Genomic DNA, 14,960 nt, shown 5'->3' with positions numbered 1-14,960 from the left:
CCCTATCGAGCAGTGATCTTCCACTTCGGCGGATAGAAAGGCTCGGGCAGGGGGCCCGTGGGTTCGTATTTCTGCTTGATGCGCGTTCTGCCCGCTACGCCCAGATAGTCGGGAAATGCCACACGCGCGTATTTTGAAATCTCGCAAAAGAGGTTTTGGCAGTCGATAAGCTGAAGGCGCCGGCCCCAAAGCTTCGGAAAATCGATGTCGAGCTTCTCAAAATGCTCCTCCTGACGATCGAACATGTAGCGAATGACATCGGAGGATCTCACCGTGTCCGCACCCAGGAAGCATTTCGAAATGCCATCCAGCGCACCAGGCCCCGCCATGACGAACTCGTCTTCCCCGAAATTGGTCAACTCGCTGTAATTAAAGTCGGTCACATACTGATAGGCCAGAAACGGTCCCACGAAGGGCACCGTTCGCAAGAGCGCGAACGCGTCCGTCATTGTTTTGCAGTCGGACAGTCTTTCCGGATACCGTTCGGCGAAAAGATGCTCGATCATCCGGAGATGATTGCGATGCTTGAGCTTGTGTCCGAAGACGCTGCCCCCCGACGGCATGATGTACGCGGCGGAGTAAATGGTCTCGCCCGCCTTCATTCGGTTCGTCAACAGCCTGTCGTAACGCGCGAAGTCAAACTCTTCCCACGTGATCTTGCCGACGGCCGACTCAAGATGCTGCCACGTCTCGATCTTGTTGAACAGCTTGAAGAGTATCGTGCGAAAGAACACGTTCCGCGCATCAGACGGCAGGTCGGGTCGGTAGATGACATTGCGCAGGAGGTATTGGCTCACGCGGTCAGACGCCCGATAGGCGTTCGTGAATTTGAACAGCTTCAGAACCGGATCGGTCGTGAGCGCACCCGACATCCCTGCGAGGCGGCGAAAGAAGATCCGCTGCCGCTCGGCCGCGAACTCCCAATAGGCGTCAAAGACCGGCGTCGTCCGCAATTGGTTGTTGCCGATCGCGATGACGATACCGCGGTGGCGGTTCGCTGCCGGCGGATCAAGCGGAAGCCGTGGGGCGAGTTCAGTTGGCATCATATCTCGAATCTGTGCTTCACGGCACTATTGTTTTGCATAACCGTGCTTGCGCTGCCAGAGCTTCAACGCAGTCCATGTCTTTTTTCCGCACGGCGCTTTTTTGATGCCGCGGCGCAAGTTTTTAAAATCGCTCCTAGCGGTCGCAAGGTGAGGACCTGTGCAAAAGCGCGACAGCTAAGCTCACGCGCATGAACTAAGTGCACGCGCTTGATGAGCGCTTCAGTGTTTGTCCAGCCACTGGGCTGCCTCCTGCGATGTGTCGGCGGTGCGAAGCCCGAGGCCAAACGTTTAAACGCGGGCAGTATGTTTCTGAAGGCCGACCTCGCACGGCGTTGTTTGAGAGCCGGCTTTGGGCTTGCTGGTAGTAGGCTGACGGCGATCCCCGGCGTCAGGATGCTGCGGCCGCCATTCCAAGGAAATCCTGCGCGTTCAAAAGCAGAGTAGAACGGTTCGCGGCTCCCTAGATCATCATCCAGCCTTCCGTTCCATCTCTGCCGAACTCTCCAGTAGCGGCGTATCGAGGCTTGGAATCTCTGGCATGGCTTTGCCGGCAATCGCCTGCAGGTCGCCGACCATGCCGACTGTAGACTCGATCACGGACAGGATTTGCATCTCGCGCTTGGCCCACTGTCTGCCCATGAACTTGCGCTCCTTGTCGAGGTCCTCGCGCATGTCGTTGAATTTCTCGACAACAGCTTCCACCCTCTGCCGGAACTTGATGCCAGTTAGATATTGGTAAACCTGTTCCATCTTGGTCTGTTGTCCCTGCTGAGCCAGGCGCGACCCACTGACCTCGATAAGGGTCTGACGGAGCGCGACAGCAACCGGGAGAGCATAGCGCGGGTGAGCGACCCATACCCCGTCGATTAGATCAAAATGCTCAATGTGCTTTGGAAGAGCCTGCGAAATAATAAGGGCAATGTCGGCCCCACAACGCCGCTGGTCGTCGCGCAATTTCGCCAACCATCCATCGCTCCAAGCTTTGGTGCGTTTGGACTCCCAAAGGATGATACCGGCGGCCAGGCCGATCGAACCATTGACTTGCTGGACAACATCGGCACCCAGCTCTCCTTTGCCGACGGGCTCGACCAGATCGGTCGGAAAACGCCCACGCAGCAATACCTCGAGCTCAAGCTCAAGCACTTCGCCCTGTGACTGCTGAGAGCCTTGCTCAGCTTTGCGCTTCAGCTCCTGGATCGTGCGAGCCATCGACTCAATCGTCTGGTCTTTTTCCGCGACGCGCAGCCGAGCAGCTTCATCAGCTTCCTGACGGGCTTTGATCTGAATTTGATCAATCGACGCTTGAACGCGCTTTTCGACAGTCAGATCGAGTTCGCGCTTTTCTTCATCTAGGCCGCGCTGCCGACGCATCAACTCTGCCTGTTGTTGCTGCGCCTCCGCAAGCTTGGCGTTGTTGACCTCCAAGCTTCTCCGAAGCTCGATGGCCTCGGCTTCCTTGGCGAGGAGGTCAGCGGCCGCCGCCTCGCGGGCCTTCTTGGCCTCAGCGGCGACCAGTTGGCCGCGCTCGGCGGCTAGGCGGTTCGAAACCTGTTCCTCAACCTGCTCCCGGTCCCTGGCGAGCTGCGCACGCTCCAACCGCAGCGCCTCGGTCTTGCGCGAAACCTCGGCATCCTTGCTGGCCAACTGTTCCTGGAACCGTTGCCGGGTCTCAGCCAAGAGCGGAGCGGCAAGAGATTCGGTTAGCGGGATCTCGTGATTGCAGTTGGGGCATCGAAGGGTGGGTTCATGAACGGTGCCGACTGCGGTTGCTCTAAGGCTCAAGAGTCGTCTCCGTCATCGATCAGACCAAGGCTGCTGGACTTAAAGGCTATCCGGCGAGACTCGCCACGGTTGTTATGCGGCTGTACCGCGATTTGAACGCCCCGGTCGAAAAGTTACGAGCACCGGCTTTGGCTTTTCCACACCGAAACTGTCCAAATGCGGGCGTGATTTTCGGGGCGAACATTCGGCGGCCTTCGGCGGCATTTGGAGACCGGGCTCGTATCTCCATCAACGACAAAGGGACTTTTGTCTGATCGATTCCCGTCGAAGCGCGCATTCCGTGCCGTCCTGAATCCTACGGATAGCTCGTACATCGCGTGCAGTCATAGCTCACAGAAAAGCACTAGAACAAAAAGAGAACAAAGAATCAAGCTCTTTCAATAGGAACGGAGGTGAAAATGAAAGCCGTGACCGCGGCCAAGCTTACCCGCGGGCCTTGTTTTTCAACGTAGAAATTATATGTTCCGGTGGATCGGAAGGATTATTGGTGCCGACATGTCAACGGAGCCTGAACTACTCACGACTCCCGAGGCTGCCGTCGTGGCAGGCGTTGACGTGCGCGACGTCAACCGGTTGATCGATGAACGCATTCTCCCCGAGGATCTCTATACAAACGAGGACAGTCGACGGGTTTGGGCCGGAGCTTGTGCGCTCATTCGTTTCTACTATGACGCCGCGCCGTCCCTCACAGCACAAGAGCGCAAATATGCGATCGACACGCTTTGCGGCGACATGAACGCGAAGGCCGTCGTGCGATTGATCAAGACCTGGCGACACAAGCGTCCACATTGGAAGATCGAACATCACTTCCTGACGCTGAACTTCGATCGCTTCATTGCGGACACGTTGGCCGAACACGACAAGCTAACGCGTGCTCGTACCGCCGTAACGGAAGATCCGGAAATCCTTGGCGGCACACCCGTGATCAAGGGCACGCGCGTGCCTGTCTATGATGTTGCGGCATCCGCTGCCGCGGGCGTTCCGATGCGCCGGCTTCAGGAGGCCTATCCGAGCTTGACACGAGAACTAATCGAATTGGCGATCCTCTATGCCAAGGCGACGCCGCCCCGGGGCCGTCCACGGCAAGTGCGGCGCCCTATGGCAACGTCGCCGCCGCGAAAGGTCCTTCGGCGACGGCGGCATGAAGCTTCTCGTTGATGAATGTCTGAGTCCTGAGTTAGTGCACATGGCGCGCGAGCGCGGCCATGGCCAAAGCTCTCATGTCGTCTGGATCGGTCGCCAGGGCATCAAGGATTGGGACCTGCTCAAGATAGCCCTCGAAGGCGATTGGACTCTTGTAACCCGCAACGCCTATGACTTTCGTGGGCCAGAATCCGCACCGGGAACGCGCGGCCAGTATCAGCGAGCTGACATTCATGCAGGCTTGATTTGCCTCAACGGCCCAGAGGGAATGGATCTCGATATGCAGCGCGAACTGTTTGACGCCGCGCTTGATGAAATCGACAGAGACGGTGATCTCGTCAACATGGTTCTAGAACTGACCTTGGAGACGGCTCGCTCCGATGAGATCGTAGCCGATCGCTATGCGCTTCCGACGGATTCGGATGAGTAAGTGCGGCGTCATTCCTCCTTGAAAAAAGCAGCAAACGAAGTCTGGGGCGCGTTCGGCAAAGCCGGACCGGCTCTCGTGAACCGAGCCCGGGGGTCTCGGCCTGTCTGCTTCGATCCTCGCGCTCATTATGTGTTGCTCGCCGGAGGCACTCGCACGAAGGGCTCGCGGCTTTGCCGCGATCGCTATAACTGCCCGTCGTGCGGGTGCCTTTTTAACCGGTCGCGCAGCCGCACTCGTTGTCGGGTCCGCCGTTCCGGCGTCGCTATCACCGGCCCCGAAAGCGGGTGTCATCCTTCCACCACCGCTTCGCTTCGGTCGTCCATTCGCCGGCATGCGATGGACGGACGCTTTTGGTGCCACGATGTAAGACTGATGCGACATCTATGATGCAGTGCGCTATCTGTGCAAACACTGATGGCATCGTCCTGTTCAACGTCTAGCCATCGTTGATGTAGCGCCACAGCTTATGGACCGATCCGGTCGATGAGAGGGCCGTCTTCCCCGATGGCGCGGAAGCGGTAGAAGCGAACAGTGTCCTGCAGATAGTTGAACTTCTGGCGCGCGAGCTGGAAGAATTTCTCGTCGCATGTCGAGATGATGAATTGGCGGGTGCCGAAGTCTGACTTCAGCAGACCCATGATCAGATCCAGGAGCGCATAGGTATTGAGATCGTCGAAATGCGTGACAGGATCATCGAGAAAGACCGGCGCCAACGACGACCAGTTTTGTCCGCTGCAGGCCGTCAGGAAGAGACCGAGCTGCAGCGTTTGCTTCTGGGACTCACTGAAATAGTCGACGGGCCGCAGATCGACACCATGCCGCTTGACCGTGACCGAAATCTCGGACCTGCGGTTGATGATTTCGACGTCGTCGAAGCCGTAGACCGATCGAAGCCGCCGCTGAATGACCGACGTCCGCGGGCCGTATTGGCGCGTGAAGTTGGCGATGGCCGTAGCCTGTTCGTCGGACAGAATTTTCTCAATCGCTGCGAAGTATTCCCGCCAGGGCTTGCGCGCGTCGCGCGATGCGTTCTTCTCGGCGATGAGCTTTTCTTTCGCCGCGATGGTTGCTTCAAGTCGAGCGAGCGCGGCGGCGGTCGTCGCGGCATCGAGTCCGATTTCGGCACTTGCGACACGCTGGTGAAGGGCACGTAGGCGGGCAAACGCCTGGGTCTCTTCACCCAGTTTGCCGATCAATTCCTGCTCGTCGGAATCTTCTGGCAACTCGGCGTCGGCAAGCCGCGCAGTAATGGCCTCGCGTGCTTGCTCGCTCTCGTTTGCGTTTCTGCGGAGGATCGGGAGTTGGCCTGCGAGCTCCGCGATAATACGTGACTCCGCATCGAGCAGTCCCTGCAGCCTCGTCTGTTCCTGTGTTGCGGTATCATGAGATTGGCGAAGCTCATCGAGCAGCCCCAAGCGATCTTCCTCTGCTTCATTCAACTCACCATCGCTCGAATCCAACGTCACGCCACTCAAGCGCGGGTCGCTACGCAATGTCGTGAGCGCCTTGCGAATTCGCTCCAGTTCCGTATTCACCGCGGTCCTCGCCGACTCTTGCTGGGCGATCGACTTGGTGAGCGCGTCGAGGGCGGCCTTTGCCGCATCGGCGGCATCCGAAGCCGCCTTCACGGCAGCATTGCTGTCTTCGATCTCCTTGCGTGCTTCGGTGAAATTGACCGCGATCTGCCGGGTCAGTTCAGTTAAGCCTGCAGATGCATTCAGGCCAAGGCCATTTGCGGTGTCCACCCAGACATTAATCTCGCTATCACGGGCGATGCGATCGTTCGCGAGTTGGCTCAATTGCGCTTGAGCGGACTTTTGGGCCTCACGATTTCCTGCCAGCTGGCGGGTTATTTCCTGGATGCGCTGCCGCAGCCCGGCGAGTTCGGTGCGTGCCGTCCCCGCGCTATCGAGCGTCATCTGCTCCTGGATGTGACGGACCAGCTCATCCTGGCTTCCGTGATCGACGCCGCACAGAGGGCAGTTGCTGTCTGTGACATGTTTTTGCAGCTGGGAAAGTAATTGTCGAAGCTCGGACTGGCTGCGATCGGCATCAGCGATCACCCGTTCGAGCGCTGCCTGCTGCGGGGCATTCGAATCCAGTTGCGCATGAAGCGTTGGCTCTGCTGTGCGCAACTCCTGCAAAGTCTCGTTCAGGGCCGCTTCCTGCTGCCTGATTTCGGCGAGACGGTCGGTACTCGCCTTCCACGGGCCCAAGGTCGCCCGAAGTGCTTCCAGATCGGCGAAACGCTTTCTCGCCGCAGCCTGCCATTCAACGGACGTCGCGAGCTGATTGGATTTTTGCTGCAGATCGGCCGCGGCGGTTGCTGACCGGTTGCGATCAGCGGCGATCGCCTCGATCGCTCGATTGAGCCGCTCGGTTTGTGCGTTGAGCGAGTTGAGCGCGGTCGCGTAGCCCGGGCGCTGATCGCGCACCCATTTCAGGTTGTCGAGTGTAGATTGAGCTTGACGGATCTGGGCGGCGATCTCTGCAATGCGCTTGTGGACAGCATCCAGTTGCTGCTGGACGGACGCCTTCGCCTGCTCGGCAGCCACCCTGCGGGCGTCGCCCGCGCCGATCTGCGCGCGCAGATCTCTCCCTTCCCGGATGAGGGGCGGGAGCCGGCCGACTTCTTTGGCGATCTCGGAGAGCAGGGCGATCCTGCCATCGCTTTCAGCGATGCGGGCCTCCAGCGTTGCGCGCCAGCCACGCGCCGCCGTGGCGTCGACTGGACCGGAACCAGCGTCGACGCCGATATCCTTCAACGCGGCGCGCAAATTGCGCAGCTCGGCATTGAGGGCGCCGATGTTCGACTTATCCTTGATGGTACGACGAAGCCCGTCGAGTTCGGATTTGTCCGCCTTCAAGGACGCTGTGGTTTCCGATATCTCGGAAGAAAGCGCATCGAGGCCGTTCTTGAATATCGTCACGATGTTGGCGGATTTTTTCAGCGCGTTTTCGTAATCCTCGAACGCCAGCATGCGCGAGACGATCTCGCGCGGCAGAGTGCAATGATCCTTGAAACTCTGCGTCAGCGCCTGATTATCCTGGCTGAACAAATGGGAGGCACGAAACAAGCTGATGAGATTGTCGACCCGCTCGGCGACGGCCTCCCCGCTCTTGGTCAGCTGCTTAAGGATCAGCTTTCGCTCTTCCTGCGACCCATCCAGTGTCGCATACGCCGGGTCGGCTACCGTCCTTTCGATCGTGTGCGATTTCCCGTCCGATCGATAAGTCAAGGCGACGCGGGCATCTTCCGGCTTGCTGTCGAGATGGGCTGCGACCTTGCTGAAGCGGTTCTTGTCGGCAATTTTGAGCCGGCCGATCGATCCAGTGATACCGAAGTCGATCGCGTCGAAGAACGAGGTCTTACCGAACCCGTTCGGACCAAAGAGCACGGTGATCTCGCTGCCGATCTCGAACGTCGTCGGAGCGCGATATGCCCGGAAATTCTCAATCGTAACGGATTCAAGCAACACAGGAGCGTTGATCTGCTCGCCGGAAACTGCGGATAACGTCGCCACACGTGTCGGTATTTTCGGGCTTCCATACTCGTTGGCCAGACACGCTTCGACGATTCGTTCGGCGCCCCGTTCATGCTGAGAGACGATCTGCCTGGCCAAGGTCTTCGGAACGTCAGACTGTTGAAGGAATGTTTGGGCTGATGCGGGACGAAGGGCCGGGCCGTCAAGCTGCGTCAATGGAAAGAAGGGTAGCCGCGCGAGCGCGTTCCCGACATGCTCGGTGAGCGGCACCACGAACTTGCGGCAAAAATAGACGTCGGTTTCGATGTCCGATGCGAGCTGGTCGAGCTTGTCGGTGTCTGTCGCAATGCAGAGCACGTAGGACAGATCGTGTTGATCCCATTCCTTAGATCGCTCGGCCTCCTCCTTGAACGCCTCGTAGGTTTCCTCGAATGTTGCGTGCGGGTCGGAACCTGCAAAGGCAAACGCGGCGATGACCCGCTCGGTTTGCAGGACGGTGACCGGGAGACCTTTTCCTGCCTCCAACACCGACAGGATGCCTCCCGGCACCTGACCGAGGCACGCCTTCACCGCTTCCGCGTGACCTTCGTTAAGCGCCGACATGGGCAGCTACTTTTTGTGAGAGTTCTTCGACGGTGGCCGCATCGATGAAGGCGGCTAACAACCCTTGATAATCGACGTGGATGATCGCGCTTTCAGGATCCGTGATCTTGCGCTCCTCACCGAGCTTCGGCGCGGTGGTTTGAAGGATGCTGCCAGCCCGGCGTTTGCGCGGCGAGTTGTCACGATCGCGCGTGACGAGGATCGTCTGCCGGCGGGTATTCGGCGTGAACTTGGCCTTTGCGTATTTGTGGCATTGGTCATGCGTCTTGCCCCGTACGGCGAGCAGGTCCAGCGTCTTTCCATCGACCGACACGGTTGCATGTCCGGTGTCCTGATCGCTTGCAGCAGCCTCGCCGCACATAGCGAGCAGATCGAGCGTGTGCACCACATGACCGAGGGCGTCGCGTTCATCGGCGTCCCATGCATCGGCGTCGACTTCGGCGGCGCCGCGTCCGCTTGTCTGACCGTCGCGCGCGGTGGCCAACCGTATAAGCTTGTCGCAAGAGGGCGCGGAGAGCGCGCGCAATTCCTGAATCGACGTCGCATGTGCGGCGTCGGCGCGGGCACCGAGGTCGCCCGCAGGTTGGAAATCGCTAAGGCTCGTAACATCGTCAAGCTCATCGTTGATCCATTTGACGCAGGCCGGGACCAGGTTGGATGGGGTGCGTGGGTCGGCGGCCGCGGCCAGCGGGAAGACGAACGGCCTATCGACCGCGAACGAACGGTTTGCAGCACCAGCAGTTACAGAGTCGGGATTGATCTGGACAAACGAATGAATGCACGCGCCCTTTTCACGGAAATACGCATCGCGGAAGGCATTCAACAGCGGATTGCCTCTGAAGCGCGGACCGCCCCTCGCGACGGTCGGCCGTGAAGCGGTTTCCTGAAATAGAGTTTTAGGTGAAAAAACCACGCTGGTGCCGCCGTAGAGTTCGGATCGCCCAGGGGCAGGCTTGCCCGCGCTGTTGGCGAACACGAGGCATGTCCGATCCCGCTGGACGTTCGGCACGATCGTCCCATCGAAGAAGGATACTGCCGCGTTCATGAATGCAGGATGCGAAGGGCGTGGGTTGTACTGAATGACGAACATCCATGAAAGCGGCAGCTCGCCTTCGCCGGCCTGGATGCCGAGATCATCGATGGCCCATCGCCACGAGGGCTTGGCACTGATCGTCGCGATCCAGTCGAAACAGATCAGCGAGGAGAAGCGGTACTTCAAGCCATTGGACAAATCCCCCTTGAAGGAAAAGATCGACTTGCCCCGGTACATATTCTGGTAGCTGATGTTCTGCTCTTCCCAAGCCGGCCAAAGCTTGGGCTGCAACCAGCGCTCGACCGTACCATCGGCCGCCTTGGTCCAGGTGATCGCGCAATTGATCCATTCGTTGGCGCCGATGTTGCCCAGCCCGTTATGCTCGGTGTCGAGGTGGCTACCCGCGCGCCCCGCCAGATTTTCGAAATCGGCCTTCGAGAGCGCATCCACCCCGCCGATGACGATAGTTCCCGTCGGCCACTGCTGGTCCGCGAGCGACGCGTCGATCAGGTCGATCCCATCCAGACCGGGGATGCTGTATTCCGGGAAGATCGTGAAGTGCGATTTCTCGGCGTGATGCGGAGCGGCCCGCGAGACAGCCAGTGTCGCGGTCAGGTTCCTCAGGAGTTCGAGCTTGCCGGCAAGGGGGGTCCTATACGGCTCCTGCTGTGTCAATGTCAGATGGGGTTGGGCGATAACCATGCCCACGCGATCATGCGGCAACAGGATGCCCCGCTCGGTCAGGTCTACGCGTGAGATGTGGATCATGGCGGAACGAACTTAAACTTCGATAGGGTTAGACCACGAGAATTGGCTCCGCCAGAAAGGTGTGGCCGCCGCTCCTACAACTTATAGGCTAGGTAGTGAAACCGACACAAGGGTGCTCCTTGGACGGGTTTGCACATTGGTCCCGTTCGCGGCGAACGCCGCGGCGTTGATTGCCTACGACCTTATTTTGCTGAGAGGCTTGCAGCATTTAGGAAGTGAAACAGCAGATGGAAGACCACGCCAGAGCGGCTAGTCACATGGTCTTATAGGTTAAGGCATTGTAATATAATATATTTTAGTCGCTTTAAGGGCATGTATTGAAATTGTAGCGCAACAGTCTTTGGCACGCAGAGGATGTGGGGATGACGCAGCGCTCGTAGGGGATATCCCAGAACACATAGCTGCAGCCGGGGTTGCCTGAGGGAAATCCGCCGAATCGAGCGGTTGTCAACCAGCCGCAACTTCGAACGCGCTTGGTCCTGCGATTTCCAGCCACCCCAAAGATGAAACGATCACCGAGGTGATGCATAATCCGGATGACCGGCTGCGGATCGACCGGTTGTCAAATGGCCTGATTGACGCGGGCGATATCCTATCCGCAGCGGATGGAGAGCGCATCGTTCGCCTGATAGCGCATAGGCGCCGAAGTACATGCCGGCGCGCCACGAGTTTCGGCCGAATTGTCTGGAACTGCGGAGCGCTTCGAAGGTCTCTTGCCACCCGTCGTTGCCGCACCAGCTTTCGCCATCGCTTGCACGCACGCGAAGGTGGCGATTTGCTTTATATTCATGTCCAGCGGCACTGATTCCTTATTGGCATGTTTGAAATCACCGGCGACCATATTGCAGAACTGAGCGATGAAGACCTGCGCAGCCTCATTGGCATGCTGTGCGAGGCGGAGATGCGCCGCCGGGGTCTTCCGGTTTCAGCCGTTACGTGGGGCGGCAACCTGAACGCAAAAGACGCTGGACTTGATGTTCGTGTGTCGCTTCCGTCTGTGACCGTCATTGATGGATTCATCCCGAGGCCTTCGACGGGATACCAAGTCAAGAAATCCGACATGCCCCGGAGTGCGATCCTCGACGAGATGAAGCCGAAGGGTGTCATTCGGCCATCCGTCGCCGCTCTTGCCGAGGAATCGGGTGCCTACACCATCGCAAGTGCCAACGGTTCAACGTCGGACTCAGCCCTCACGGATCGCCGCAACGCGATGGCTGAAGCGATGCAGGGTGTGCCCCATGCCGATAAACTAGCGTTGGACTTCCTTGATCGTGGGCGTGTCGCCACATGGGTGCGCGATCATGCCGGTATCATTCCGTGGGTCCGCAAGAAGATTGGAAAGGCTATCCCGGGATGGCATCCGTACGGTGCCTGGTCGCACGCTCCAGACGCCAATAACCCGGATTATCTCGCCGACGACGCGGCAAGGATAAAGACCGGGACCCGGGACGAAGGCGACGGGCTATCCGCCGTCGACGGTATCAATCGCATTCGGGACGTTCTACGCACCCCCGGCAATGTCGTGCGCCTCGTCGGTCTGTCCGGTGTGGGCAAAACCCGCCTTTTGGAAGCGTTGTTCGACGCGAAGATTGAAGGCAATGCGCTCGATCCCGCACTCGCGGCATACACTGACGCAGCTGATACGCCTGACCCGCAGCCGCCGGGCCTCGCGGCTGACTTGCTGGCCGAACAACGGCGGATGATCCTTGTCATCGATAATTGCCCGCCCGATCTTCATCAGAAGCTTTCCGAGATCGTCCGTGTTCCCGGCAGCACGCTGAGCGTCATCACCGTTGAATATGACATTCGCGAAGACCAGCCCGAAGGAACCGACGTTTTCTCTTTGGAGGTTGCGTCAAACGACCTCATCGAGAAGCTCGTAGCGCGCCGCTTCCCGCAACTGTCGCAGGTCGATTGCCGTACCATTGCGGAGTTCGCTGGTGGCAACGCTCGCATCGCGATAGCGCTCGCCGGCACGGTCGAGAAAGACGAGACGATCGCGGGGTTAAAGCATGCCGAGCTGTTCCGCCGGCTTTTTCATCAACGTCACGAGCCAGATGAGGCGTTGCTACTCATCGCCCAGGCTTGCGCTCTTGTTTACTCCTTTCAGGGGCATGATCTGGAAGGCGAAAACGCCGAGTTGCCGATCCTCGGCGGTCTTATCGGTAAGACGGCCGACCAAATGTATACGGGCGCTGCCGAGCTACGGCGCAGGGACTTGCTTCAGCAGCGCGGCAATTGGCGAGCGGTTCTCCCGCACGCCATCGCCAACCGGCTCGCCGAGATGGCACTTCAGAACATTCCGCCACAAAGGATTGAGAGCGCGATCATCAACGGCAAGTCGGAACGCTTGCTTCGCTCATTCTCACGACGGCTTGGATATCTCGATACCAGCAAGGAGGCGCGCGCTATCGTGACAGCGTGGCTCGCTCCGGGCGGTCTGCTGTCCGATGTTTTGAACCTTTCTGAACTCGGCAACGCGATTTTCAACAATGTCGCGCCAGTAATGCCGGATCTTGTTCTTGCGAAACTTGAAAGCGCGATTGCAGGCGCGGACGGTGCGACGCTGGAACGCTCTAAGGATTTCATCAACCTGCTTCGTTCGCTTGCCTTTGATCCGGAATTCTTCGACCGCGCTACCACGCTCCTAATGCGCTTCCACGCCATCGAAGCCGAGCGCAGCAATGCGGATGGCGACGCTGGGTGTGTGATCGTGTCTTTCTGCCACATCTACCTTTCGGGTACGCACGCCACTGTCGAGCAACGATTAGCTCTCATCGAGAAACTTCTGCGCTCGCCGGAGCCAAAGCAACAAGCTCTCGGCGCTGAGGCGCTAGAAGCGATGTTCAAGACGGATCACTTTTCATCGGGCTACCTCTTTGAATTCGGGGCCCGCTCGCGGGATCACGGGTATTACCCAAAGAGTGACGCAGACATCGCCCAGTGGTTCGGCTCCGCTTTGAAGCTGTCGGAAACGATAGCGTGCTCAGATTTGCCCGTTGCCGATAGCGTGAAAAGGGCCATCGCCGGTGAGTTTCGGGGCTTGTGGACCAACACGCGGCTTTGCGACGAAGTCGATAGACTGGCCCGAACCTTTGCGGGCAATGGCTTCTGGAGGGACGGCTGGGTCGCGGCCCGGCAAACACGTGCATACGACGGGAAACAACTCCCCCCGGAGGCATTGGCCAAGCTCAAGGCCCTTGAGGAGTTCCTGCGCCCGAAGGACCTCACAGCCAAGGTGCGCGGGATCGTGCTGGAAGCCAAGGGCGGCGGTCTTGGTTATGACGAACTGGACGATGCGGACGACATCGATACCTACGACTACGAAGCCGCCGAAAAGCGAACGGCGGTCGCCATAGCACAGCTTGGCAAGGACCTTGCTGCCGCTAACGAATCTTTTCAGGAGATTTTGCCAGAATTGCTCGGCAACAGCGGCAATCGCCTTTTTGCGTTGGGTGCCGCGCTTGCCCAGGCAGCAGAGGAACCGCATGTCCTTTGGGACGCACTCGTGACCCAGCTTGCCGCTATTTCTGAGGCCAATCCGGCTATCATGGGTGGATTTCTAAGCGGGTTGCAAAAGGAGAAGTCCGGTGAGGTCGACGAGATGCTGGACGACGCGTTGACGAATCCGGTCTTGGTCCCCTGGTTTCCCTATTTGCAGGCGTCCGTGATGATCGATGAACAGGGCATCGCCCGAATCCATCGTTCCCTTGAGCTGGGCCATTCCCCGATTGAACGATACATGCATCTGGCATGGGGGCGGGCATCCGATCCCCTTCCGGCTCGCGCCTTCCGCGATTTGGTGATTGCTCTTTGCGACAAAGGGGGCATGGATTCTGCCCTGCACATGGTCTCGATGCGACTCTTGTCTGACAAGACCGCAACGCGCGTGCCCTTGCCCGAAACCGTTGCGGCAGGCCGGCATGCACTTTCCGTGTTCGAACTTGGCAAAACCAAGCGTCAGATTCAGCGTGAGGATCATGATCTGGCGTCACTCGCGCGAGCTTGCCTTGTCGGCCTCGAGGGTGAGCCGATCGTTCGGCGTCTCATTCGTATCCTCAAGGAAGCCTCTGCCGACTACACACGTGGGGCGCACGACTATGGCGATTTGATAAGAGCCTTGTTCGCTGTTCAACCGGTTGCAGCGCTCGATGAAATGTTCACGGGCGACGATGCTTCGGTAAAGGTCGCCCTGCGCCTTGTTGAAAAGCTCACACGTCGGCGGGCAAGTCCGTTGGACGGGATACCGCCGGAGTCTTTGATTGACTGGTGTAAGGTCGACCCAGACACGCGTTATCCGATCGCCGTCGGTATTGGATCGCTCTTCAAGACAGATAACAACGCTGCTCCTTTGCATTGGACAACGTTGACGTCGTTGCTTCTGCAGAGCGCACCCGACCCAATAGCGATTTTCCCGCTTGTCGTGAAGCGGCTCTACCCCAGCAGCGGTTGGGGGTCTTGGGCGACGGAGATGGAAGGATGTTTCAAGCTTTTGGAGAAACTCGATGTCGGCGACAACGTCGCACTCCGACAAACAAAGTCGGACTCGCTTGCACTCCTTAGGACGCAGATCGAGAATGCGCGCCGCACGGAAGCGGAAGAAGACCGACAACGCAGCGCGCGCTTCGAGTAAGGATATCAAGCTGCGATGCCAAACGATACTTGGCAGG

At 58.8% G+C, this 14,960-nt stretch carries 7 protein-coding genes and 1 pseudogene; 4 read left to right on the top strand and 4 right to left on the bottom strand.

Translation table 11 applies throughout. The features are described from left to right. Positions 1-2 precede the first annotated feature (2 nt). Together P6U29_RS31080 and P6U29_RS31075 are read right to left on the bottom strand one after the other, a co-directional pair. Positions 3-1,043 (bottom strand): nucleotide kinase domain-containing protein, encoded by a 1,041-nt coding sequence (locus P6U29_RS31080; protein WP_407114157.1) that lies wholly within the window; start codon positions 1,041-1,043, stop codon positions 3-5. Between the two features lie 471 nt (positions 1,044-1,514). Beyond that, positions 1,515-2,828, bottom strand: coding sequence for a DUF2130 domain-containing protein (locus P6U29_RS31075; RefSeq protein ID WP_407114156.1), 1,314 nt, complete (start codon positions 2,826-2,828; stop codon positions 1,515-1,517). Between the two features lie 540 nt (positions 2,829-3,368). Between P6U29_RS31075 and P6U29_RS31070 the strand changes: the two genes are divergently transcribed. Together P6U29_RS31070 and P6U29_RS31065 are read left to right on the top strand one after the other, a co-directional pair. Further along, entirely contained in the window at positions 3,369-3,986 is a 618-nt protein-coding gene (locus P6U29_RS31070; RefSeq protein WP_407114155.1) for a DUF433 domain-containing protein, read from the top strand. Continuing rightward, complete coding sequence (locus tag P6U29_RS31065) at positions 3,970-4,401, top strand: DUF5615 family PIN-like protein (protein WP_407114154.1); 432 nt, start codon at positions 3,970-3,972, stop codon at positions 4,399-4,401. Before P6U29_RS31070 ends, P6U29_RS31065 begins: the two co-directional genes overlap by 17 nt. Before the next feature lie 464 nt (positions 4,402-4,865). Here P6U29_RS31065 and P6U29_RS31060 read toward each other — a convergent pair whose 3' ends face one another. Together P6U29_RS31060 and P6U29_RS31055 are read right to left on the bottom strand one after the other, a co-directional pair. Then, positions 4,866-8,489 (bottom strand): AAA family ATPase, encoded by a 3,624-nt coding sequence (locus tag P6U29_RS31060; protein ID WP_407114153.1) that lies wholly within the window; start codon positions 8,487-8,489, stop codon positions 4,866-4,868. After that, the gene (locus P6U29_RS31055; protein WP_407114152.1) at positions 8,476-10,290 is read right to left on the bottom strand and encodes a hypothetical protein; all 1,815 of its coding nucleotides are present in this window, start codon (positions 10,288-10,290) and stop codon (positions 8,476-8,478) included. Before P6U29_RS31055 ends, P6U29_RS31060 begins: the two co-directional genes overlap by 14 nt. Positions 10,291-10,774: 484 nt before the next feature. Between P6U29_RS31055 and P6U29_RS31050 the strand changes: the two are divergent. Beyond that, positions 10,775-11,039 (top strand): annotated as a pseudogene (locus P6U29_RS31050) (P-type conjugative transfer ATPase TrbB); the annotation flags it as partial. Positions 11,040-11,107: 68 nt separating this feature from the next. Then, entirely contained in the window at positions 11,108-14,923 is a 3,816-nt protein-coding gene (locus P6U29_RS31045) for a hypothetical protein (protein WP_407114151.1), read from the top strand. Positions 14,924-14,960: the final 37 nt, after the last annotated feature.

This window comes from Bradyrhizobium sp. LMG 9283, assembly GCF_045571415.1.
Lineage (GTDB): Bacteria > Pseudomonadota > Alphaproteobacteria > Rhizobiales > Xanthobacteraceae > Bradyrhizobium.
This window is presented reverse-complemented; position numbering and strand designations above follow the sequence as displayed.

What these genes read in the sequence shown, in the direction of transcription:
- P6U29_RS31080 (WP_407114157.1), bottom strand. Translation starts at nt 1,043, where the DNA reads ATGCCAACTGAACTCGCCCCACGGCTTCCGCTTGATCCGCCGGCAGCG.
- P6U29_RS31065 (WP_407114154.1), top strand. Translation starts at nt 3,970, where the DNA reads ATGAAGCTTCTCGTTGATGAATGTCTGAGTCCTGAGTTAGTGCACATG.
- P6U29_RS31060 (WP_407114153.1), bottom strand. Translation starts at nt 8,489, where the DNA reads ATGTCGGCGCTTAACGAAGGTCACGCGGAAGCGGTGAAGGCGTGCCTC.
- P6U29_RS31055 (WP_407114152.1), bottom strand. Translation starts at nt 10,290, where the DNA reads ATGATCCACATCTCACGCGTAGACCTGACCGAGCGGGGCATCCTGTTG.
- P6U29_RS31045 (WP_407114151.1), top strand. Translation starts at nt 11,108, where the DNA reads ATGTTTGAAATCACCGGCGACCATATTGCAGAACTGAGCGATGAAGAC.